The sequence below is a fragment of the Sporosarcina sp. FSL K6-1508 genome (assembly GCF_038007465.1).
Classification (GTDB): Bacteria; Bacillota; Bacilli; order Bacillales_A; family Planococcaceae; genus Sporosarcina; species Sporosarcina psychrophila_B.
On sequence record NZ_JBBOXF010000001.1, the window covers coordinates 1472019 to 1492500 of the forward strand.

General features: G+C 40.5%; 21 protein-coding genes and 3 riboswitches (1 of these 24 running past the window's edge). Of the genes, 13 read left to right on the plus strand and 8 right to left on the minus strand.

Annotated elements, in window-relative coordinates; all coding sequences use genetic code 11:
* Positions 1–82: 82 nt before the first annotated feature.
* A complete protein-coding gene (locus tag MKZ11_RS07225; RefSeq protein WP_340793377.1) occupies positions 83–649 on the plus strand; it encodes an NADPH-dependent FMN reductase in 567 nt (188 codons plus the stop codon).
* Positions 650–801: 152 nt separating this feature from the next.
* Here the strand turns inward: MKZ11_RS07225 and MKZ11_RS07230 are convergent, their stop codons facing one another.
* The gene (locus MKZ11_RS07230; RefSeq protein WP_340793379.1) at positions 802–1161 is read right to left on the minus strand and encodes a winged helix-turn-helix transcriptional regulator; all 360 of its coding nucleotides are present in this window, start codon (positions 1159–1161) and stop codon (positions 802–804) included.
* A gap of 152 nt (positions 1162–1313) precedes the next feature.
* Between MKZ11_RS07230 and MKZ11_RS07235 the strand changes: the two genes are divergently transcribed.
* Together MKZ11_RS07235 and MKZ11_RS07240 are read left to right on the plus strand one after the other, a co-directional pair.
* The gene (locus tag MKZ11_RS07235) at positions 1314–2156 is read left to right on the plus strand and encodes a pirin family protein (protein WP_340793380.1); all 843 of its coding nucleotides are present in this window, start codon (positions 1314–1316) and stop codon (positions 2154–2156) included.
* A gap of 97 nt (positions 2157–2253) precedes the next feature.
* Positions 2254–2751, plus strand: a complete 498-nt coding sequence (locus MKZ11_RS07240; protein WP_340793381.1) for a flavin reductase family protein — start codon at positions 2254–2256, stop codon at positions 2749–2751.
* 179 nt (positions 2752–2930) lie between these two features.
* On the opposite strand, the gene MKZ11_RS07245 is transcribed toward MKZ11_RS07240, so the two are convergent.
* The 5 genes from MKZ11_RS07245 to MKZ11_RS07265 all read right to left on the minus strand — a co-directional run bounded on the left by MKZ11_RS07245 (position 2931) and on the right by MKZ11_RS07265 (position 8152).
* Positions 2931–4061, minus strand: coding sequence for a 5-methyltetrahydropteroyltriglutamate--homocysteine S-methyltransferase (locus MKZ11_RS07245; RefSeq protein WP_340793382.1), 1131 nt, complete (start codon positions 4059–4061; stop codon positions 2931–2933).
* Positions 4062–4106: 45 nt separating this feature from the next.
* Complete coding sequence (gene metC, locus MKZ11_RS07250; RefSeq protein WP_340793384.1) at positions 4107–5291, minus strand: cystathionine beta-lyase; 1185 nt, start codon at positions 5289–5291, stop codon at positions 4107–4109.
* Positions 5288–6409 carry a methionine biosynthesis PLP-dependent protein gene (locus tag MKZ11_RS07255; RefSeq protein ID WP_340793387.1) on the minus strand — a complete coding sequence of 374 codons (1122 nt, stop codon included), beginning with the start codon at positions 6407–6409 and terminating at the stop codon, positions 5288–5290. The genes metC and MKZ11_RS07255 overlap by 4 nt, the downstream gene beginning before the upstream one ends.
* A 76-nt stretch (positions 6410–6485) precedes the next feature.
* Positions 6486–6592: riboswitch (SAM riboswitch) on the minus strand.
* 76 nt (positions 6593–6668) lie between these two features.
* A complete protein-coding gene (locus MKZ11_RS07260) occupies positions 6669–7424 on the minus strand; it encodes an ABC transporter permease (RefSeq protein WP_340793389.1) in 756 nt (251 codons plus the stop codon).
* Positions 7421–8152 carry an ABC transporter ATP-binding protein gene (locus MKZ11_RS07265; RefSeq protein WP_340793390.1) on the minus strand — a complete coding sequence of 244 codons (732 nt, stop codon included), beginning with the start codon at positions 8150–8152 and terminating at the stop codon, positions 7421–7423. The genes MKZ11_RS07260 and MKZ11_RS07265 overlap by 4 nt, the downstream gene beginning before the upstream one ends.
* 168 nt (positions 8153–8320) lie before the next feature.
* On the opposite strand from MKZ11_RS07265, the gene MKZ11_RS07270 reads away from it, so the two are divergent.
* Together MKZ11_RS07270 and MKZ11_RS07275 are read left to right on the plus strand one after the other, a co-directional pair.
* Positions 8321–8659, plus strand: a complete 339-nt coding sequence (locus MKZ11_RS07270) for a TIGR04104 family putative zinc finger protein (protein WP_340793392.1) — start codon at positions 8321–8323, stop codon at positions 8657–8659.
* 116 nt (positions 8660–8775) lie between these two features.
* Entirely contained in the window at positions 8776–9300 is a 525-nt protein-coding gene (locus MKZ11_RS07275; RefSeq protein ID WP_340793395.1) for a methylated-DNA--[protein]-cysteine S-methyltransferase, read from the plus strand.
* 100 nt (positions 9301–9400) lie between these two features.
* Here the strand turns inward: MKZ11_RS07275 and MKZ11_RS07280 are convergent, their stop codons facing one another.
* Positions 9401–10438, minus strand: a complete 1038-nt coding sequence (locus MKZ11_RS07280; protein ID WP_340793397.1) for an AI-2E family transporter — start codon at positions 10436–10438, stop codon at positions 9401–9403.
* Positions 10439–10780: 342 nt separating this feature from the next.
* Here MKZ11_RS07280 and MKZ11_RS07285 point away from each other — a divergent pair, with 342 nt between their 5' ends.
* Positions 10781–10948, plus strand: coding sequence for a hypothetical protein (locus MKZ11_RS07285; protein WP_340793399.1), 168 nt, complete (start codon positions 10781–10783; stop codon positions 10946–10948).
* A 177-nt stretch (positions 10949–11125) separates the two neighbouring features.
* Here the strand turns inward: MKZ11_RS07285 and MKZ11_RS07290 are convergent, their stop codons facing one another.
* Complete coding sequence (locus tag MKZ11_RS07290) at positions 11126–11296, minus strand: hypothetical protein (protein ID WP_340793400.1); 171 nt, start codon at positions 11294–11296, stop codon at positions 11126–11128.
* A gap of 169 nt (positions 11297–11465) precedes the next feature.
* Here MKZ11_RS07290 and MKZ11_RS07295 point away from each other — a divergent pair, with 169 nt between their 5' ends.
* From MKZ11_RS07295 to MKZ11_RS07325, 7 genes are all read left to right on the plus strand, one after another.
* On the plus strand, positions 11466–12935 hold the full coding sequence (locus MKZ11_RS07295) for a nicotinate phosphoribosyltransferase (RefSeq protein ID WP_340793403.1): 1470 nt from the start codon (positions 11466–11468) through the stop codon (positions 12933–12935).
* A 15-nt stretch (positions 12936–12950) separates the two neighbouring features.
* On the plus strand, positions 12951–13775 hold the full coding sequence (nadE, locus tag MKZ11_RS07300) for an ammonia-dependent NAD(+) synthetase (RefSeq protein WP_340793405.1): 825 nt from the start codon (positions 12951–12953) through the stop codon (positions 13773–13775).
* A 239-nt stretch (positions 13776–14014) separates the two neighbouring features.
* Positions 14015–14965 (plus strand): AAA family ATPase, encoded by a 951-nt coding sequence (locus tag MKZ11_RS07305; RefSeq protein ID WP_340793407.1) that lies wholly within the window; start codon positions 14015–14017, stop codon positions 14963–14965.
* Entirely contained in the window at positions 14962–16176 is a 1215-nt protein-coding gene (locus tag MKZ11_RS07310) for a DUF58 domain-containing protein (RefSeq protein WP_340793409.1), read from the plus strand. Before MKZ11_RS07305 ends, MKZ11_RS07310 begins: the two co-directional genes overlap by 4 nt.
* Positions 16173–18374, plus strand: a complete 2202-nt coding sequence (locus MKZ11_RS07315; RefSeq protein WP_340793411.1) for a DUF4129 domain-containing transglutaminase family protein — start codon at positions 16173–16175, stop codon at positions 18372–18374. The genes MKZ11_RS07310 and MKZ11_RS07315 overlap by 4 nt, the downstream gene beginning before the upstream one ends.
* A gap of 32 nt (positions 18375–18406) precedes the next feature.
* Positions 18407–18507: riboswitch (purine riboswitch) on the plus strand.
* Between the two features lie 112 nt (positions 18508–18619).
* A complete protein-coding gene (gene guaA / locus MKZ11_RS07320) occupies positions 18620–20173 on the plus strand; it encodes a glutamine-hydrolyzing GMP synthase (protein WP_340793413.1) in 1554 nt (517 codons plus the stop codon).
* A riboswitch (purine riboswitch) is annotated at positions 20165–20266 on the plus strand. It overlaps the preceding gene by 9 nt.
* A 92-nt stretch (positions 20267–20358) precedes the next feature.
* Positions 20359–20482 carry the 5' portion of an NCS2 family permease gene (locus tag MKZ11_RS07325; RefSeq protein WP_340793414.1) on the plus strand. It continues 1211 nt past the right edge of the window, so only the first 124 of its 1335 coding nucleotides appear in the window; its start codon is at positions 20359–20361; its stop codon lies beyond the right edge, outside the window.

A 20482-nucleotide genomic window follows, 5' to 3' on the forward strand; every position in this document is an offset into this window, starting at 1 on the left:
GTACTACTTATTTCATTTTATTTGTGTATACTTAAGATAGGAATTAGCTTTATAAATCATTTATATAGAGGAGTTTTACATTATGGCAATTAAAGTAAAGGCAATTATCGGCAGTACAAGTTCAACTTCATTCAACTTGAAACTAGTTGAACATATGAGAAATCGTTATGCAGATCAATTAGACATTACACCGGTTTTCATCAATGATCTTGAAATGTTTTCAATTGATACAGAAAGCAATCCATCTGCAAACGTAGTGGATTTTAAAAATAATGTTAAAGATTCAGATGCTGTATTATTTGCAGTCCCTGAATATAACTTCTCGATTCCAGGCGCAATGAAAAATGCAATTGACTGGTTATCACGTGGAGGCGATTTCACGCTTCAAAACAAACCTGGATTCATCGTGGGATCGTCTATGGGAGTATTCGGCAGTATTCGTGCTCAAATTCACTTAAGAGAAATTCTATCAAACCCGGCATTAGCGCCTGTATTATTGCCTGGCAATGAAGTTTACGTCGGTTCCGTGCATGAAAAAATGAACGAAGCTGGCGAACTAACAGATAAAGCTACAATCGACTTCTTGGATTCAGTTGTTTATAACTTTATTGAGTTTTATAATAAAACGGCTGTTACAGTTAAAGCTTAAGGAATCAACTAATCATCCGTTGGAAGTTAGCATCCTTACTGATTTATAAGGATTTCAGCATTTAGCCCACCACCTATAGAAGTGGTGGACCTCTGCTGAATCAAGTTAAAAACAGACACTCTCTTGGAGAGTGTCTGTTTTTAAATCATCTATTAAAGTACGTCACTGATGTTCTGGTTATTTCTTTTCTTTTGAATATGTGTGGCATGGCTGGTGCCCCATTCGTGCATAATTGCTAGCACAGGCTGCAAGCTATTTCCATACTCGGAAATAGAATACTCAACTTTCGGTGGAACCTGTGGATAGATAACTCTGTTAATAATATCCTCATCTTCTAATTCTCTTAATTGCTTGGTCAACATTTTTTGAGTAATATCAGGCATCAATCTTTTCAATTCACTAAATCTTTGTGTCCCTTCAGTAAATAAGTGCAGTAAAATAATCGGTTTCCATTTACCTACTAAGATACCCAAAGCTTCATCAACTTTACATAGTTCGGGTGTTATCTCCATAGTATAACCTCCATTAGTATCATTTTATATACTATAGCACTTTTAAGTGCGTACTTCTCTTTCCATCTAGTTTGTTCCATAATAACATATATAGGGATCTATTACTATTCGTGAAAATTTTAGCTGTTTAAAAACAGAAGGAGGAATGTAATATGAATCAGAAACAAATCTTCTCAAGGGGAATAAGAAGTGTTAAGACTGTTGTTTATCAGGAAAATTCGCCAACTCATAAAGTTGGATTAGTTATTGAACCAGGAAACTGGGAAGAGGTCGATCCGTTTCTGTTGATGGCAGAGGACTTTTTCGAACGCGGAACATTCGGCATGCACCCGCATCGTGGTATTGAAACAGTAACGTATGTCATTGGTGGAAAACTGGAGCATTTTGATAATAAAACGGGCGGCGGGGAATTGTACCCCGGAGACGTGCAATGGATGACTGCGGGTAAAGGAATCATTCATACAGAAGATCCTGCAGTTGGAGAAATGGTACATTCCCTTCAATTATGGCTCAATCTCCCGAGCGATAAAAAAATGACAGAACCGCGTTACCAAAACATGCGTGCACAAGATATGCCGGTACGCTATGAAGAGGGGGCAACAATTCGTGTCTTTTCCGGTTCTTCCGAGGATATAACTGCTGACACAAAAAATCATGTGCCCGTGACAATGGTTGAATTGATTGTTGAACCAGGAACCACTGTCACACAAAATCTTCCCGGCAACTACAACGGGTTCCTTTATATACTAGAAGGAACAGGGATGTTTGGCAAGGAGAGCACGGAGGGAAAGAAAGGGCAGGTTCTGTGGCTAGAACGTGGAATGGACATTGAACAGACTGAAGTGAAGATTCACGCACTAGAAAAATTGCATATTATGTTATATGCAGGTAAACCTGTCGGAGAAAAAGTGGTAGCGCGAGGTCCGTTTGTGATGAATTCAGAAGAAGAGATTGTGCAGGCCTATAAAGATTATAGAGAAGGAAGCTTTGAGTAAATATAAACTCTTCAATTAAGTACAGAATCACAAAGTATGAAATATTCTAATAGGTTTGATATGCTTTTAGTGAAATAAGAAAATGGGAGTTGCTAATATGGGAAGTAAGACGGAACAAGTGGCGAGTTTTAAAGAAGCAATGGGGAATTATCCGACGGGGGTCACTGTCGTTACAGCATATGATGCAGATAAAAAACCGATGGGGCTGACAGTCAATTCATTTGCATCCGTATCTTTGGAACCTTTACTCATTTTATGGTCAATTGATAAAAGAGTATCTACCTATAGCGACTTTCTAAGTACGGAAAAATTTTCGGTAAATATTTTGGCCGAAGATCAAAGCGACTTATGCACGTTATTTTCCAGTCGGGTTGCCGATCGATTTAGTCAATGTGACTGGAAAGAGTCGGATTTACAGCTTCCAGTACTGTCAAATACACTTGCGGTTTTGCAATGTAAAACGGTACAACAAATTGAGGCTGGAGATCATACAATACTAATAGGTGAAGTGTTAGATATTCAGAATGAAGGTAAAGAACCGCTGCTCTACCACCGAAGAAATATAGGTGCAATCCCAGAAAGTTTTTATAATTAATCGAATCCGTATAAATTTCGGTATAGAAAGGCCTGCCATTAGTTCAATAACTGACGGCAGGCCTATTTGTTATTCGCAAATACCAATCCCACAGATCTCCATATCTATAAACGGATGAGAAATGTACTCTGAATTCTCCAATTAAAGGGGGCATTCCGGACTTCATCGGGACAGTGTCTTTACCGTCTTACTTGCTCCCACACATCTTGTGCGGTATCTACTGTATGGCGTACTTTTTCCCACTGTTGTTCTTCTGTCAGTAGATTACCTTCTTCTGTCGAAGCAAAACCGCATTGCGGGCTCAAACAGAGTTGCTTCAAAGGTACATACTTTGCAGCTTCCGCTATTCTTGCCTTAACTTTTTCAGGGTCTTCCAGTTCGCCGAATTTAGACGTGATCAGACCTAATACAATATAGAGGTCGGGTCGGTTTACACGGCGCAATGGTTCAAAATTGCCGGAGCGTTCGTCATCAAATTCAAGGAAAAGCCCGTCAACATCCAATCCGCCGAAAATTATTTCAGATACTTCTTCGTAGCCACCGCTGGAAAAGTAGGTGGATTTGAAATTACCGCGGCAAATATGCATCGTCACGAGCAAGTCGGCTGGTCTTTTCGAGATGGCTTCATTGATTATCCTTGCAGATAGTTGTGCAAGGGTATCGGGGTTTTGCCCTTCTGCTTTCAATGTATCTCTACCGTCTTCTGATAAGAAAGAGGCCCACGATGTATCATCAAGTTGCAGGTAGCGGCATCCTTCATCATAAAGTGCCTGAATTACATTTTGATAGGCGGTCACCAAGTCATTGAATAACTCATCATCAGTTGCATAGACGCCATCTTCAAATGTTGCTCTGTGTAGTAACATATTTGGACTAGGAATCGTGAATTTTGCTAGCGTATCGCCTGCGACACTTTTTAGGAACGTGAAGTGTTCAATCATGTAATGATCACTGCACCGAATTTTATCTGTTACTTTAATGCCATCTGCTTTGCGTCGGACGCCTTTAAATTCGACTCCTTCTTCCGTTTGGTATAAGTCGACTCCTTCAAAACCGGCTAGAAAATCGAAGTGCCACCATTTACGGCGGAATTCACCATCTGTTACTGATTTTAGTCCAGCATCTTTTTGTTTTTGCACGAGCTTTGTGATTTCCTCGTTTTCGATTGTACGTAATTTTTCGGCAGTGATTTCACCGTTTTCATTTTGGAGACGGGCTTGTTTTAGGCGTTCTGGTCGTAGGAAACTCCCCACATGGTCTGCTTTGAATGGAGCTTTCGTTAAAGTTGGTTCCGCGATTTGTTTCGTCAATTTTACTACCCTCTTTCTAACGAATATGGTTATCTGTAGCTGGGCTTAATTAATTAGGGCAACAATGTTATTCGCCTTTATCAAAGCTTGTTCAAAATCAGCAATCAAGTCATCCACGTGTTCGAGACCGACAGAAAAGCGCAGAAGCCCATCGGTAATGCCGCGTTTCTCCCGTTCTTCTTTCGGCATGGCAGCATGGGACATAGTTGCAGGATAGGAAAGAATAGATTCAACGCCGCCGAGACTTACAGCGAAAACAGGAATTCGGACATTTTCAACAAAAGCTTTTGCGGTTTCTCTATCTGGCAAACTGAAAGATAAGACAGCCCCAGGGCTCTTCGACTGTTTCGAGTGGATGGTATAGCCGGGATGACTTGCTAATCCTGGGTAAAATACTTCTTCTACTAAAGGATGCGCATTCAAATAGTCAGCTATTTTCTGTGCTGATCCGGATGACTGCATTAAGCGAGCACCTAATGTTTTGATCCCTTGAATTAGTGCATAGGAATCTTGTGCGCCAAGAATGGATCCAAATGAATTCTGGATGAATGCCAATCGATTGCCGAGTGTCTCATCTTTTGTCACTGCTAAACCGGCAATGATATCACTGTGACCCGATAAAAATTTAGTTGCACTATGAACGACGACATCGACGCCTAGGTCAAGAGGGCGCTGGTAGAGTGGTGACATGAATGTGTTGTCGAGAAACGTTAGACAATCATTCTCTCTTGCAAGTTTTACAATGGCCTCAATATCCGTAATGCCCAAACGAGGATTAGATGGTGTTTCGATGTAAATTACTTTTGTATTTGGCTGAATAGCTTGGGCCGTTTGTTCCACATTCGTCAAATCTGCAAATGTATGGTCAATCCCGAACTTTGGCAAAACTTCGGTCACAAAGCGGTACGTTCCGCCATATACATCTTCAGTGACAACGATATGGTCGCCGGAAGAAAGAAGCATAAATGCAGAGGAGATAGCAGCCATTCCGGAAGCGAACGCCAACCCTCTTGCACCGCCTTCCAATGTGGCGATGGATTTCTCCAAAGCCTCTCTCGTTGGATTGCCCGACCGGCTGTAGTCATATGGTCCAAAGCCATCAAAACTTTCTTGATGGAACGTGGAAGATAAGTAAATCGGAACATTAACAGCCCCTGATTTCCGCTCGTATTCTCCCCTTGTGGATGCGTGAATGATAGTTGTTTCTAATCGCTCTTCATTCAAACTCATGGCACTAGCACCTCACTTTTCAAAGTTGCAAATACTTGCTTCAAATCTGCAATCAAATCATCCGCTTCTTCTACTCCAACAGAAAAACGTAAAAGCCGGTCGCAGACACCTCGACGTATCCGTTCTTCTCTCGGGATATCTGCATGTGTTTGCGTTGCTGGATAAGTTATAAAACTTTCCACCCCGCCCAGACTTTCCGCAAATGTAATGAGTTGCAGATTTTCAAGAAACGGTCCGACCGATTGACTGTCATTTAATCGAAATGAGAGCATACCACCTTTGCCTGGATAGAGAACGTCTGCTACAAGCGGTTCATCTTTCAAAAAGTCTACGATTACTTTTGCATTTGCATCATGCTGTTTCATCCTTAAATGCAGTGTTTTCAACCCCCTGATTATTAACCAAGAATCAGAAGGGGAAAGGACCGCGCCGATTGCGTTATGGTTGGCAGCCAATTTTTCGCAAAGTTTCTCGCCTTTTGCTATGACAAGACCAGCGAGAACATCATTATGCCCGCCGATATATTTCGTTGCGCTATGCATGACAATATCGGCGCCTAGTTCGATTGGTCTTTGGAAATAGGGCGTTAAAAACGTGTTGTCGACAATTAACAGTAAATCATGTTTTTTTGCGAGTTCGGCATACTGAAGAATATCGAATTCTTGCATTAATGGATTCGTAGGTGTTTCGATGAAGAGTGCCTTCGTCTTCGGCGAAATCAACTTCTCGGTTTCATTTACATCAGTAAAATCCGTGTACAACGTGTGGATTGAATAGACATCAGAATACTGTTCGAGTAAGCGGTATGTGCCGCCGTAAATATCTTCTGGAACAATTAATTCATCACCGGGACGAAACAGGGTAAGGATTAACTGAATCGCCGCCATGCCGGAACTGCAAGCGAAACCACCATCTCCACCCTCCAAGTTAGCAATGCCTTTTTCTAAAATGGAACGGGTCGGATTTTTTGTTCTTGTATAGTCGTAGCCAGTCGATTGGCCGAGACCCTTATGCTTGTATGCAGTTGATAAATAAATCGGCGGATTGACAGCACCTGTTTTCGAATCACTGTTATTGCCTAATTGCACTAGAATTGTTTCCAAACTTCTTTTTGTCATTATAGTCACCCTTTTCTTTGAAATAAAAAAAGAGACCCTCTGTAAGAAGAGGGTCCCCGAAATATCGCAGACAATCTTCTTATCTTCTAGGGAAATGGACACCTAAAGGAATTAGCACCGTACCTGAACAGGTTGGTTGCTGAGACGTCATTGGGCCATTCCCTCGGTCTCTCTTGATAAGAATAAAATATGAAATTATGTGAAAAAACAATTTCCATAACTTTAGCACGCTATGGAAAATAAAACAAGGGGTAGATTGTTAATGCTTCTCCCTGAGTTGTTGCATACGTTGGTTGAATAAACTGGGATATGATAAAAATCCAAGTAATGCGCTTGTCACTGCCGCTGTCGTCAATAATAGGAAGATAATGAGCAACTGGAATTGAACCGCTTGAATGGGGTCGGCGCCTGCGATAATTTGACCGCTCATCATGCCGGGTAACTGGACTAAGCCCATTGTCTTCTGACTTTCGATAGTTGGGATCATACTTGCCTTAATCGCATTGATGAGCTGCCTATGGATTGCTTGTTTTGGCGTTCCGCCGAGTGAAAGGATAAGTTCTGTTTCGTCACGATAGGTTTCGACCTCGGCTGTAAATCGATTTAGAAAGAGAATCGAGAGAACCATTGAGTTACCAATGACCATACCGCTGATTGAAATGATATATTGCGCGGTTGGCGGCACAATCTGGAAGCCTAGTAAAATGCTTTGTGTAAGCACTTCGATAAAAACTAATGTGATTGCGATTTTCCACGTAATTCCCTCGATTGCTTTTCCTTTCTTCCGTGCGTTTTGCGTCGCTGCCGCGATCATTAATGTAACCATCAATCCGATGTACAAAAGATTTTCGGAATCGAAGACGAATTTGAGAATATATCCTACAGCGAGCAACTGGATAATGGATCGGACTGTTGCAATAAGCGTATCTTTTTCCAACCCTAAGCGCAGTGTTTTCGATAGTAGGAGGGGGATGATAACAAAAATAAGTGTGATGGATAACGTCAAATAACTCATTCTTCGCCTCCTTGTACAAACTGCTTCACGAATTCATTTGTCGGCGATTTCAATAAGTCACTTTTGCCCGTTTCAATGACTTTACCGTCCATAAGCACCCAGGTATAATCGCCGATTGATAACGCTTGCTGCAAGTTATGTGTAATCCAAATGATTGTCACGCCGTATTTCCGATTGATTTTAACGATCAACTCTTCAATTTCATGTAATGATGATCGGTCCAAGGCGGAGGTTATTTCATCCAGCAATAGGATTTCAGAGCGATTAATCAGTGTACGGGCGATTGATACTTTCTGCCGTTGTCCACCTGACAAATCATCCGTTTTCCTATGTAAAAACTGTTTATCCAACCCGACGTCTTCCAGAATTTCAACCGCATTCTGTTCAGGCATTTTTTCACCTTGAAGTTCCAAAGGGAGTGCTAAGTTATGGAAGACGGTACCTTTTATCATTGGTGCACTTTGAAGGGCGATTCCGACATGACGGCGGAGTTCAACCGGCTCATATGTGAGAATTGGTTTTTCATGAATATAAATCTCGCCGGAAGTGGGGGATATCAAACCATTACATAATTTGAGCAACGTCGTTTTTCCTGCTCCGGATGGGCCAACAAGCGTAGTGATTTTCCCTTTTGGAAAGGAACCCGTTATGTTTTTTAAAATATGTACATCATCAATGGAATAATTGACGTTATGAAAATGCAAGGCAGGTTCATAAAAATTAGACATTCAATTCGCTCCTACTAACTTCTTATTTATATAGCGTATTTTATCATGCAAGAAAACTCTATTATAGTTCTAAAAAGTGTTTGTTGCTAATCGTTCATTGGTATTTGTCTACCTTTATTCCCCAGAAAGGAAGATTTACTTTTATTGAGGAACAAATGAAACTTGTTAGTGATCAAGATCGTATATGTATTAACTGGAGATGAGAAAATGCCGACATGTAAAAATTGTAACCGCAAATGGAATTGGAAGAATACGTTCATCAAGTTCCTTCGATTTAGCAGTGGAGTGGAGTGCTCGTACTGCGGTGAAAAACAGTTTGTCACTCCCGGTTCTAGAAAGCGTACAGGCCTGATATCCATTGCTCCTATTGTGACACTTATTCCAGCAGTACTATTTGAAGCCCCTTTGCCGATTGTCATTACAAGCTTGATTGTAACCACGGTTTTAGCAATGACTCTTTCTCTATACATGATTGAATTATCGAATGACGACGAACCGCTCTGGTGAAAATACCATCCACAGTTTTAAACATGCATTCATAACTACTTCAACACGGTATTCAAACTGCAAATTAGGCAAATGTCAAAACAAGACCGAAAAAAACGTAATGGAGGTGCAGACCAATGGAGAAAAATAGGGAAGCTAACGTGTATTGGACATTGCTTAAGCATTCACAATGGAATATGTATATCGCTGCAACGACAGAAGGTCTTTGCTATATCGGTAGCCCAAATGCGCCATTCGAAGAACTTGTCACATGGGTGAAGAAGTGGATTCCGAGTTATACGCTGTCTGAAGAGGCGAGTATCTTGCAACCATATACGATGGAGTTGGTCGACTATTTGAAAGAGCTGCGTAAGGATTTCTCATTGCCAATCGATCTTCACGGCACACCTTTTCAACAATCTGTCTGGAAGGCACTGCAAGAAATCCCATATGGGCAGACGGTTTCATATTCGGATATTGCCAAGAGGATTGAAAAACCGACCGCGATACGAGCAGTCGGAACCGCTATCGGCGCGAATCCAGTATTGATAATTGTACCTTGTCATCGTGTCATTGCAAAAACCGGTAAGTTGGGTGGTTTTAGGGCCGGTTTAGAGATGAAAGAGGAGTTGCTGAGGGTAGAAAACAGCATAGTAATATAAATGGGAAATAAGATCGTTTATTAAGTTAGACCGAATAAAGGCCATCTTACAAGAGGTGAAAAAAGACAAGAGGAAAATTCAAAATCTCCTCTTGTCTTTTTTATTTTTTAGTTTTTGGAGCAGATACAGAAATCACCTGTTCTTTATCCGTTACATCTAGTACGTCAAGAAGGAAAACGAATACGGGAATACCGATAATGAGTCCCCATACGCCAAAGAAGTTTTGCGAGAAAATGAGTACGATAAACGTGTAAAAAACGGGTAAATCTGTTTTTGAAGACATTAGCTTTGGATTTAAGATATATGCTTCTATGGCATGAATAATCATTACTGCAATGAAAACATAGACAACTTTTAGAAATCCGCCAATTGTAAAAGCAATCAACGTTAATGGAATCAGGGAAATGATTACACCGGCAACAGGAATGAGTCCCAAAAAGAAAATCATGATTGCCAAGCCAATTATTTGCGGGAATCCAAGTACAATCAAAACGATTACAGACAAGAAAGTATTGACGATCGCGATGATAAATTGGGCTTCAATTACTTTTCCGAATGTCCGAGCAAATTTTTTGCCGAAGAATTCAATTTCATAATAGAAAGGAGCAATCTTACTATCTTTAAATTTGTTTGTAAACTCAATTAAACGCGGTTTTTCCAACAAGAAAAATAGGCTTAATAGTAAAGCGAGCATTACTTGAATACTTGTTTTACTAATATCAGTAAAGTATTTTAGTAGAAAAGAAAAACCATTTTCCAAATAGGCTGCAATTTGATTACTTGAGATAATAGATTCCAAGTATTTAAGTAGTACACTGTCATGTGGTTGTGAATAGAAGGTGGTAATTCGTATAATAAGTTGGCTGATTTCCGAGGTGATTAAAGGTAAATATTTTACGATGCCTATCGTAAGTATTCCAACAATCAATGTATACATTAAAATCACTAATAATTTACGATTTAACCGTACACGCTTTACCGTAAATTCAACAAGCCGGTTTAATAAAAATGCAAAAATAAATGTAAGTAAGATGATATTCATCATACTTCTAACACTGTAAAGAATTAATATAATCAAAGCGAAGATAAGAATCCGCCGTGGTCCCTTTTTTTCGAAAATATCCAATACACCATTCATATGATAATAGCTCCTTCATAATTAATTAAAAGTGAACATGACTGATAGAACCTTTCATTTTAGTATTAACATGATTGGTTGAGATTACAAGCTAAAAACTAGTTTTTTATAAAAAAAAGTTATGCAAATGGGAGATGAGATAATAAATACAGAGGTTGCAAGTGACTCAAGATGAAATTCCGGGTATATCACCGCTTTTACTAAAGCCTTTTTGTTTATTCTAGCAAAGATCAGACAAGTAATAGAATGACGTTATATAGAAGGTATGACTGATTTAAAATCGAAAAGGAAGTGTAATAAAGAAGGAGTAAGCAGCTGAAATTGCATCTTTGGCATCGCCTTATGGATGGGAAGGTGGTAATTCACTCGTTCTCGAAAGTTTTTGATGAACGTGTATCTATCTTTGGGGAGCACGGACGAAATTCCATCATACCATTAACGAAAAAACTACGCAGGGATTCGATTTTATCGCCTCCCCACGCAGCAGAAATCTGGATAATGGTGCAGTGATCGCCGAGCAACCCGTACATAAGGAGTTAAGTGTTTTATCACAAAAGTAAGCAGTGTTGACAGCCTATATTTGGTGAATCAACACATATGGCGCTGAATAAATGTATACAGCGTAGGCAGCTCCTAGCGTAGTAGCGGAATCATTGGATTCCTTATTTCAACATACTAGAGCAACTTTTATTTTTCAGTAGAACGGTATAAATCAATCATTGCCTTTTTCCGATCACCCAGAGTTGCAAACTCTCTTGACAATTCTTCGTGAATGCCGTTTTGGTCTATCTTGCCTGTTTTTATTTTTTCGGATAAAGTTTCGTTCTGCTTTGATTCTTTCTTGTTGTCTTCTTCCATAACAATACCTCCCCGTTTCATCAATCCCCTTTAATATGGCACTAGCAACTAAAATCATTCATCAATTGAGGAAATGAGAAATAGGATTGTCAAATCATGTTATGTTAAGTCGGTTTTAGGGTAAATAGTGTATACTTGTACCATTAGAATGCGGAAGAAGGAGATTGACATGAGTTCGAAATATGCAGATGACAGCTTGGCTTTACATACGGATTTATATCAAATCAATATGGCGGAATCATACTGGGCAGATGGTATCCATGAACGGAAGGCGGTTTTTGAACTGTTTTTCAGAAACTTGCCGTTCGGTAATGGGTATGCGCTATTCGCAGGGCTTGAGCGTGTTCTCGATTACTTAAGAGAATTTCATTTTAGCGAAAGTGATCTTGCTTATTTGAGTGACGATCTTGGTTATAAAGAAGATTTCATTTCTTATTTAAAAGAACTCCGTTTTACAGGTGATGTCTATTCGATGGTTGAAGGGGAACTCGTTTTTGCGAATGAACCGATTATTCGCGTGGAAGCAACGCTTATCGAAGCGCAGCTGATGGAGACAGCCCTGCTTAATATCGTCAACTACCAGACATTGATTGCGACAAAAGCGAGCCGCATCAAACAAGTTGTCAAAGACGAAGTTGTGATGGAGTTCGGGACACGCCGTGCGCATGAGATGGATGCGGCGATTTGGGGAGCACGAGCTACATTCATTGGCGGTGTTGAGGCCACGAGTAATGTCCGGGCAGGAAAAAGATTCGATATACCCGTAGCTGGGACGCATGCCCATTCAATGATCCAAGCATATAAAAGCGAATACGAAGCATTTCATTCATATGCTAAGAGACATAAGGATTGTGTATTCCTTGTAGATACTTATAATACAGTGAAAATCGGTATTCCAACGGCTATCCAAGTTGCAAAAGAACTTGGCGATAAAATCAATTTCATCGGTGTCCGTCTCGACAGCGGGGATATTTCATTCCTATCAAAAGAAGCGCGTCGTATGTTGGATGAAGCCGGATTCACGGAAGCACAAGTTGTCGTTTCAAATGATCTGGACGAATATACTATCCTCAACTTGAAGGCTCAAGGCGCAAAGGTTGATGTGTGGGGAATCGGAACGAAATTAATCACAGCATATGACCAACCGGCATTAGGAGCAGTTTATAAAATTGTGTCGATTGAAAATGCCGAGGGTAAAATGGAAGACACGATTAAAATCTCGTCAACAACAGAAAAAGTGACAACACCTGGACGGAAAAAATTATATCGCATTATCGACTTAGAAAACGGCAAGGCTGAAGGGGATTATATTACAATGCATGATGAGGATCCTGCTTCCGAAAAACGCATTAAAATGTTCCACCCAGTCCACACATTCATCTCGAAGTTTGTTACGAATTTCGAAGCCAAAGACTTGCATGTGAAAGTGGTAGAGAATGGGAGCGTCATTTATGTTAATCCGACACTTCAACAAATGCGTAACTACGCAAAAGAAAACCTTGAATTGTTATGGGATGAATATAAACGATCTCTAAATCCTGAAGAATATCCAGTCGACTTAAGCCAGAAATGTTGGGACAATAAAATGCGTAACATCCAGGAAGTCCAGGAAATGGTGGAAGACTTTATTAATCAATAAGGAGGTTTATCGATTATGACATTACAAGACAAGATCATTGAAGAGCTGAAGGCGCAACCCGTTATCGATCCTGAAGAAGAAGTGCGGAAATCAATCGACTTTATGAAAGAATATGCAAGGAAAAATGCGTTTCTAAATGGTTTTGTGTTAGGGATTTCAGGTGGACAGGATTCAACACTTGTCGGAAAACTTGCCCAGCTGGCTGTCGATGAATTGAACGGTGAGGAAGGAACGGAACGCTATAAATTCATAGCAATCAGATTGCCTTATGGTTCCCAGTTTGACGAGGATGATTGTCAAGATGCACTGGAGTTTATTAAGCCCACGATGATTTACACCGTTAATATTAAAGAAGCTGTCGATGCGAGTGCACGTGCATTAACGGCTGCAGGTGTTACGTTGAACGATTTCGCTAAAGGAAATGAAAAGGCGCGGGAACGGATGAAAGTCCAATACTCAGTTGCATCAATGCATGATTGCATTGTGCTCGGGAGTGACCATGCGGCGGAAGCAATCACTGGATTCTATACGAAGTTTGGAGATGGTGGTGCAGATCTTATGCCGCTATTCAGATTGAACAAACGCCAAGGGAAAGAGTTGTTGCGGGAACTTGGCTGCCCTGAGCATCTCTATATGAAAGTGCCAACAGCAGATTTGGAAGAAGATAAACCAGCATTGCCTGATGAAGTTGCACTTGGTGTTTCGTATGACGATATCGATGATTATCTTGAAGGGAAAAAGCTGCCGGAAGGACCGCGTACAGCAATTGAGAACCATTTCCTGCGTTCGCAACACAAACGGCATCTGCCAATTACTATCTTTGATGATTTCTGGAAGTGATTTATGGGGCTCCTACCGGGGGCCTTTTCTTTATTTAATGAAACTATAACGTTTTTTGTCTGTGGAAAAACTGCGAGAGGGAAAATTTCAAGTCCAGACACAAATACCTTGGTGCTTGTCCTTTTGTTTTTTTCATTATTACACCTGAGTTGTGTGAAAATTAGATATCCTGTATTATGAGGGTATGTTTTGTTAATTTTCGGATAAGTTGAGTGTACTATACAATTGGGGGAACTGAAATGATATATAAAGAGATGATTGAAAAAGTATTAACAAATATTGAAAAAGTAATGATCGGGAAAAGAAATATCGCCGAATTGAGTGTGACCGCGCTTCTGGCCCGAGGACATGTTTTGCTTGAAGATGTACCGGGTGTTGGAAAAACAATGATGGTAAAAGCATTAGCCAAGTCAATTGGAGCAGACTTTAAGCGCATCCAATTTACACCTGACTTGCTTCCGTCGGATGTTTTAGGCGTATCGATTTACAATCCAAAAGAGATGGAGTTTGAATTTAGACCAGGGCCAATTATGGGGAATATAATCTTGGCCGATGAAATAAATAGAACTTCACCTAAAACTCAATCCTCTCTACTGGAAGGGATGGAAGAGTCCTCAGTAACGATTGATGGAGAGACCATGCAGATACCCCAGCCGTTTTTTGTCATGGCGACACAAAACCCGATTGAATATGAAGGGACATATCCTTTACCCGAGGCACAGCTGGATCGATTTTTATTCAAGCTGAAAATGGGCTATCCAACAAAGGCTGAAGAGATCGAAGTGTTAAATCGCGCTGAAAAAGCGGTGCCTATTGATAATTTAGAAACAGCTATCTCACTTGCTGATTTAATAGAACTGCAGGGCGCTGTAACCAATGTTTTGGTCGACGATACCATAAAGTCCTATATCGTTGAATGTGCCATGCAGACGCGCGATAATCCATATGTCTATTTAGGTGTAAGTCCCCGTGGATCACTTGCGCTTATGAAAGCGTGTCAGGCGTACGCTATGATAAAAGGCAGAGCCTATGTCACGCCTGATGATGTCCAGTATTTAGCCCCATTTGTTTTTGGCCACCGTATGATCCTTAGGCCTGAAGCGAAATATGAGGGGATTTCCACTTCGGAAATTGTGGATCGAATTTTGACAAAGGTACGTGTCCCTGTAGACAGGGTTCCATTGAAATGAGAACTGTAAAAAAAATGGCCGATATGTCGGGCCGATTACTATTTGTGTTGTTCGTTTTGATTTCTGCGTTTGTGTTTGCAATGTTTCAAGGCGGTATTGTAAGTTGGACAGTTTTTTATATCATTTTACCGTTCATAATCTACTCGCTATTATTGTTTTTCTATCCAATGTCAGAACTGACCGTGAAACGTACCATTCGGACGCCTCAAGTGCAAAATGGGGAGAAGTTAATAGTTTCTTTATCAATAAAACGTAAAAGTCGCTTTCCCTTACTTTATACGGTAGTGAGTGAGAATTGGGCAGATCGCGAAATCGCCATTATGGGAGGCGAAAAATTAAAGCGCTTATTTATCTTTGGATTCCGCAAAGAATTTGAGTGGGAATATGAAATTGAAAAGATGCCACGGGGCGAGCATATACTCCAGGGAGTGATGGTTGAAGTATCTGATTTTTTCGGCTGGCTACGGAAAACGAAATTTATCGAATCAAAGCATACAATTCTGGTGTTTCCAAAAACAACAGGTATTCACTATGTGCCATTCGACACCCAATATGATCAAGGTGTGATGGCTTCTCCATTGAGTATCGTCAAAGATACGACAATGGCAACGGGAGTGCGGAATTATCAGTCGGGAGACCGAGTGTCTTGGATTCATTGGAAGTCATTTGCCAGAACGCAGACATTGATGACAAAAGAGTTCGAGGATAGAAGATCGCAAGAATTATTTCTAATTTTGGATGGCAGAGCGGCACCGCTTTTTGAGGAACTAGTAGAACTTACCGCTTCTATTGTAAAAGAAGCTTCAAGTCATCAAGCAGGTCTTGCATTAATGACAACTGGTCCAGAACCTTCTTTATTTCCGTTTATCCAATCAGAAGAGCAACTTCATAGGTCGCTAGTTCACTTGGCGAAAATTAAGCCCGCTGGAAAAGAGGTTGCAGACTCGCTCGCTGATTTTGGAAGCACACTTCACCACGGGGGAAGCATTGTTTTGATCACTGGAAACCCGGATGGGCTCTTCATACAGTCGGTACTGCGCAGTGTGAAGAATGTTGAGTCTATCATTTGCATGGTTGTCGTAAAACGAGATGATCCTAACCTAAAAAGGATTGAAGACGATATTCGATTGGCAAAATCAAAGGGAATTACTGTTCATTTACTAAGCAGGGAACAGTTTACGGACGCATTTAAAGAGGTGGCTCGACTATGAGTGGTACACGAATTGACAGACGACTTCTGCTGATCCTGTATATACTGGCATTTATTCTTTTAAGAGAATGGCTCATTCCGGTTATTAAATTGACCAATTCGGATCATTTAACACTGTTCTTATTATTTGTTGCTTTGTCATTTATATTCGCGTTAATTAGAGCGAAGTGGTGGATAGTCGTCCCTGTAAAAGTATTTTACATTGTAGCAGTAACGCATTATGTGTTTTTGGGAAAGGTACTGTTTACACGGGAAACGTTCACATACTTATTAAATGACTTTATATCAAATGCATCAATTATTATTAATGGTGACTGGGAAGGTATCACAAATCCATTCAGGACAGTACTGTTTTTCTCACTACTGTGGATGACGACCTATCTGGTCCGTCATTGGATAGAAGTAAGAAAAAGTATTTTGTTATTTTATATTATGACGATTCTATTTATAGCATTCATCGATACTTTTGGCGGATATGTCGCAGGTGGTGCGATCTTCAGAATTATGGTGACGGGGTTATTATTACTAGGCTTGCTTGCAATTACTAGGCTTGCGGAAAAGCACAATACACCTATTTCAACAGGTGCATGCCTGGCGATATCTGTGCCGTTGCTTTTCACTGTCGTTGTGAGTGGGACTCTTGCAAACTTGCTGCCTAAACAAGATCCCATTTGGCCGGATCCACTTCCTTATTTCGAATCAATTATACAAGTGAACGGGGAGGGTACAGGCGCTGGTACTGGGCTTTCAAAGAGTGGATATGATTCGGATGATACCTCATTAGGCGGTTCGTTCGTCCAGGATTCAACACTAGTTATCGAAGCAAAAGTCGAAAGTAAACAATATTGGAAAATTGAAACGAAAAACACATATACGTCAAAAGGATGGGAACAGGTATCATTTGATGATACCTCGACTAGCTATACTACGGGGATGGAGTTGTGGGAAAGTGAAAAAAATGTAGATGCAGAAGCGGCATCTCAACAGCTTGCAGAATTGCAAGTGTCAGAAAAATTCCCGTTCATCGTTTATCCTTACGGTATTAGTAAAGTAAACACACCAAAGGATGTTGTTTTACAACATTCAGAGGCATCCGGAAAATACAGCACGAAATTCGGGGACGTCGAGGTTATTCTAGATTCGTATGAAATTGAATTTATGGAGCCCGACTACAGTTTAAAGGAGTTACGGGCTACACGAATGGAAGACTTTTCAACAGTTGAAGAGGATCTCGCCCAGTACTTGCAACTTCCTGAACAATTACCTGAGCGAGTACAAGAACTTGCGAAATCTATATCAGGAGATCATGAAAGTGTTTACGAAAAGACAAAGGCAATTGAAAATTATTTCGGAAGAAATGGTTTCGTTTACACGCAGCAAGGTGTTGCCATTCCAAAGGCGGAGGATGATTATGTAGATCAATTCCTCTTCGATACTAAAAAGGGTTACTGTGATAACTTCTCCACATCTATGGTTGTAATGTTGCGATCGATAGGTATTCCAGCACGTTGGGTGAAAGGCTTCGCTCCAGGAGAATTTGAGCTAAATGATGCGGGCGAGAAAGTATATCAAATTACGAACAATGAAGCGCACTCGTGGGTTGAAGCATATATGCCTGGGATAGGCTGGATGCCATATGAGCCGACGATTGGTTTCAGTAACTTGACAGACGTTGATTATGATATCGAGTCGGACCATAATGATCCAAAAGCTCCAGAAGTGAAAAAACCAGAAAAACCGAAGAATGAGCAAGCTGAAAAACCGGTTAAATCGGAAAAGAGTTTTAAAAATCGGACGTTTTTCAAATCTATTGGTACTTGGATTGAAGGCAATAAATGGGTAATAGGGATAGTGGGATTCATACTAATCTTTGTCGGTTGGCGACTATTCGCCAGTAGAACAAAATGGCTACCCAAAGTGCTTATCTATACCCACCGCTCTAAACAAAATGACTGGGCCACATTTACAAGGCGCTATAGGAGTTTATTGAAGCAACTTGACCGTTTTGGTCTGAAGCGCGCGAGCGGTATGACACTATCTGATTATGCGGTGAACGTCGACAACCACTTTGGTGGAAATACTATGAAAGTGCTTACAACCGCATATGAAAAAGGCTTATACGGTGGGAATACAACTGATCATGAATGGGCAGGCTTGCAAGAAATGTGGGAAGATTTAATCAATAGGACTTCGGGTTGATTTTTGGCAATAATAGCAGTAAGATTAATAACAGAATAAGCCCAAGGTGCCCTCATATATATCCGATAATATGGTTCGGATGTTTCTACAAGTTACCGAAAATGACTTGACTATGAAGGCGAATTCAGCTCTTTGTGAGCTGTTTTCGCTTTTTTATAGATGTTGAGACGCGTGGAAAGAAAGACTTTCTGACGCGTCTTTCTCTATTTAAAAGAACCTTGGAGTAAAAGGAAGAGGTGGATCGATTGTCAACAGCTCCTTTATTAGTCGAACAAGAAAAAATCGTGGTGCTTGATTACGGTAGTAAGTACAATCAATTAATTACGCGTACAATCCGTGACTTCGGTGTATATAGCGAATTACATGCACACACGACTACTGCAGAAGATATTAAGAAAATGAATGCTGTAGGAATTATTTTGTCAGGTGGCCCTGCATTTTTAGAAGATGCAGATACACTGGATATCGATCCTGAAATTTTTTCGGCAGGCATCCCCATTCTTGGTATTTCCTTTGGCGCGCAAATTGTCGTCAAGCATTTCGGCGGGAAGATTGAAGTGTTGGCAAATCGTATTGATAGCGTAAATACAATCACTGTCGATAGAACTTCTAAGCTTTATAACGGACAAACGGAGAAACAAGATGTTTTGTTGAGCCGAGGCGGTCGTATCGTTGCAATGCCTGAAAGTTTCACAACGTTTGCAAGCGACACGGCAAACGAAATAATGGCAATTGGAAATGATGAAAAGAATATCTATGCAGTACAATACCATCCTGAAGTACAGCAAAGCGAACATGGTAAGGATTTTCTTCGTCACTTTATCCTAGAAATATGTGGAGCAAAAGCAGATTGGACAATGGAGAGCTTCATCGACATCGAAGTTGATAAAATACGTACAACGGTCGGTGACAAAAAGGTTCTTTGTGCCCTTAGTGGTGGCGTCGATTCATCTGTTGTAGCTGCACTGATTCATCGTGCAATTGGCAATCAATTGACATGTATGTTCGTTGACCATGGCCTTTTGCGTAAAGGTGAAGTGGAAAGTGTAGTGGAAACATTTAGTAAAGACTTCAATATGAATTTCATTAAAATTGATGCACGAGAGCGCTTCTTAACTAAATTAAAGGGCATTTCCGACCCTGAGCAAAAACGAAAAATAATCGGCAATGAATTCATTCGTGTATTCGATGACGAGGCAGCTAAGCTTGACGGAATGGAATTCCTTGCACAAGGGACAATCTATGCGGATATTATCGAAAGCGGTACAGCAACTGCAGAAGTTATTAAGTCACATCATAATGTTGGTGGACTTCCTGAAGATATGGACTTTGAGCTGATTGAACCATTAACTGCTCTTTTCAAAGATGAAGTTCGCGCATTGGGAGCTGCACTCGGTCTTCCTGAAGAAATCGTAAGACGTCAACCATTCCCGGGACCTGGACTTGGAGTCCGTGTACTTGGTGAAATTACAGAAGATAAATTAAAAATTGTTCGTGAATCTGATTGGATTTTGCGTGATGAAATCAAAATCGCCGGTCTTGACAATGCAATATGGCAATACTTCACTGTTTTGCCTGATATCAAAAGCGTTGGCGTAAAAAGCGAAAAGCGCACTTATGATTATGCAATTGGTATCCGTGCTGTTAATTCAACAGACGGCATGACGGCTGATTGGGCAAAAATTCCTTGGGATGTCCTACAAAAAATCAGTGCACGTATTACGAAAGAAGTTCCACAAATTAACCGTGTCCTTTATGACGTAACGAGCAAGCCACCAGCAACTATTGAGTGGGAATAAAATAGAAGATATCGTATAAAACCGAGAATATGGCTCGGAAGTTTCTACCAGGACACCTTAAATGTTCTGACTACGATTTCATTGGAGGGGGAGAACCCTTCTATTTGGATTTGTTTGGAAGCATGCGACGTATAATCGCATGCTTCTTTTTATTTTGAAAATCTTAATTTGAGAGGAAGGTATACATGAAAAAGTACTTTGAGTTCGACAAACTTGGAACGAACTACCGTCGTGAGATTATCGGAGGATTGACAACATTTCTTGCAATGGCATATATCTTGATTGTCAATCCTTTAATGTTATCGCTTG